2 protein-coding genes and 2 pseudogenes are annotated in these 1,986 nt (G+C 55.7%); 3 read left to right on the top strand and 1 reads right to left on the bottom strand.

Going from position 1 to position 1,986, the window contains the following annotated elements; all coding sequences use genetic code 11:
• Nucleotides 1-327, bottom strand: a 327-nt coding sequence (locus RMO15_RS23100) for a hypothetical protein (RefSeq protein ID WP_309717870.1), incomplete at its 3' end; no start/stop codon positions are given.
• A 96-nt stretch (nt 328-423) separates the two neighbouring features.
• Between RMO15_RS23100 and RMO15_RS33425 the strand changes: the two genes are divergently transcribed.
• The 3 genes and pseudogenes from RMO15_RS33425 to RMO15_RS33430 form a co-directional block, all read left to right on the top strand.
• Nucleotides 424-732, top strand: a complete 309-nt coding sequence (locus tag RMO15_RS33425; protein ID WP_369016156.1) for a transposase — start codon at nt 424-426, stop codon at nt 730-732.
• Nucleotides 696-1,694, top strand: a pseudogene (locus RMO15_RS23105) (IS3 family transposase); the annotation flags it as partial. The gene RMO15_RS33425 and the pseudogene RMO15_RS23105, both read left to right, overlap by 37 nt.
• A 36-nt stretch (nt 1,695-1,730) precedes the next feature.
• A pseudogene (locus RMO15_RS33430) lies at nt 1,731-1,986 on the top strand (hypothetical protein); the annotation flags it as partial.

Genomic DNA, 1,986 nt, shown 5'->3' on the forward strand with positions numbered 1-1,986 from the left:
ATCCAGACCCTCTGGGCACAACCACGCATTGCGCAACTCACCCGCCCGCAGTAGGCTTTCCACCACACGCTCCAACGTCGGGCGATCCAGGCGTTCGACAAAGAGATCGGGCGGCAGGAGATACTCGACTTGCTCCTCAAGCATTTCGTAGGGCCAGGGATACCGAGCCCGCTTCATGAAACCAAACGTCCAGACATTCAAGGCATAGCGTCGTCCGTCGGGGAGCTGAATGGCGATGTTAGCGAAGTCATCTGTGGGGTCGTTGTCTGCATGCGGCTCTGTGTGTTCAAACTCAAGCCACAACTCAAAGAGGCAGTGCTGAGTCATTTGTAATCCGGGCGTTTTCCTGGACAGTTTTAGCCGCCGCCAAACGGGGGTAGCCCCCCGCTGGCAGGCGGTACTATAACGACCAGAAAGACAGATATGTCCACCAAGAAACACAGAACCTTTACTGCCGAGTTCAAGGCAGAAGCCGTCCTCGCATTGCTCAGTCAACAGAAGAGCCAAGCACAGCTCTGCCGAGAACACGAACTGTCACCTCAACTACTTCAGGGGTGGAAGGAGACCTTCTTAGCCAATGCTCAAAGTGCCTTCGCTAGCCCACGACAGCAAAATTCAGACGCAGGACGCGTCGCAGAGCTGGAGCGAGCGCTGGGAGTGGCGACTCTGGAGAACCAAATTTTAAAAAAAGCGTCCAGTCTCTTGAGTCAGAAGAGAGGAAAGCTCTCATGAACAACGTTCAAGAGGCAATGCCAAGCGTCAAGACGGCTCAGCTCTGCCGACTCTTCCAGGTGCCACGAAGCAGCTTCTACTATCGCTCGACACGCCAGGTGGAAGTCCACGAAGCCGTCACCAAAACGGTCGAGGAAATGGCAGGCCAGTGGCCTAAATTTGGCTACTTAGGACTCACTGGACAGATGAAATATGACGAAAAGCTCGATCCTAAGGGCAAGCCCATCGGGGAACGGCGGGTCAAACGTGCCCTTAAGGAGCTGGGCTTGCTCAAGAAGCCATCCGTGCGCAAGGTGCGCACCACCAATAGCGAGCACAGCTTGCCCCGCTTTGAGAACCTGGTCAAGGATAGAGTCGCCACTTGCCCTGATGAAATCTGGGCGGCGGACATAACCTATATCAGTCTGGGCAGCGGCCATGTTTACCTGGCAGTCATCCTTGACCTGTTCACCCGCTGCATTCGCGGCTGGCATCTGTCGCGCTCTTTGGAGGGAGACCTAACAATGATTGCCCTCAAGAAAGCGTTTGACGCGGGGCATTGTCCGACGATTCACCACAGCGACCAGGGCGGACAGTACGCCGCCACGGCTTATGTCAATCTGCTAGAGTCCAAGGGAGTACTGGTTTCCATGGCCGCCGTGGGCTGTCCTGAGGAGAACGGCTATGCGGAGCGTTGGATGCGCACCTTAAAGGAAGATCATGTCCAAATGAGTGAATACAGCGATTTCTGGGATGCTCAGGCTCAGATCGGTACCTTTATTGAGGAGGTCTATCAAAGGAAGCGAGTCCACTCCAAGCTGGGCTATCTTCCTCCCGCCGTCTTCGAGGAGCGCTGGTGGAAAACGAGAGCCTCGGAGGTGCTTTTAAGTGGGGGTGACGCTGCCTTGGTTGCGTGCCCGCCGCCCTTTCCTGTCGCGAAAATCGCCTTGCCGATCCGGGGAGAAAATGCTACAATCTCGTAGTCCAAAAACTGTCCAGTCAAACGTCAGGATTACAGGATACGCAACCCTGCTGCTCTTCCCTATCTTTTTGCCGTTCTCCAGCCTCCTCCACACGACTACTGGTACGATGCGGAAGCTGCCCTAGCGCTCAGCCGTATCGGTGCCCCCTCAGCAATTCCGGTACTGAGAGATTGCCTTCAGCGAGTGGATTTCGCTGCACTCCCCGAGACCTTTCGTGCTCTCGTCGCTCTGGGTGATCGGCAGGCCGTGCCTCTAGGTATCGCGCGGGTTTCTCCAGATTTAGCGAGATTCA

The sequence above is a fragment of the Armatimonas sp. genome, from assembly GCF_031410135.1.
Classification (GTDB): domain Bacteria; phylum Armatimonadota; class Armatimonadia; order Armatimonadales; family Armatimonadaceae; genus Armatimonas.